Source organism: Shewanella sp. DNRA4 (genome assembly GCF_012843185.1).
Lineage (GTDB): Bacteria > Pseudomonadota > Gammaproteobacteria > Enterobacterales > Shewanellaceae > Shewanella > Shewanella xiamenensis.
Genome location: NZ_JABAIP010000054.1, coordinates 1 through 259, shown reverse-complemented (window position 1 = coordinate 259; position 259 = coordinate 1). Strand labels below are relative to the sequence as shown.

Here is a 259-nt window from a genome sequence, read left to right as displayed (position 1 = left end):
AAAGAATGGGGTCAGCGCTCTTGGAGTCCAAAGGCTATTAGGTCTTGGGAGTTATCAAACTGCTTGGTCTTTAATGCACAAGTTAAGATATGCCATGGTTGACCCTGAAAGAGATAAACTGTCCGGCATCGTAGAGGTTGACGAAACATTAATAGGTGGGGTCATTCCAAAATCATCTATTAAAAATCAACAGGGTAAGCGTAAAGCTATAGTTTTGGTGGCTGTTGAGCTGCTATCACCCTCTGGATTTGGGCGGATA

The 259-nt window shown here is 43.2% G+C and carries 1 pseudogene; it reads left to right on the top strand.

The window, feature by feature from the left end:
- Positions 1–259: pseudogene (locus tag HG547_RS20700) on the top strand (IS1595 family transposase); the annotation flags it as partial.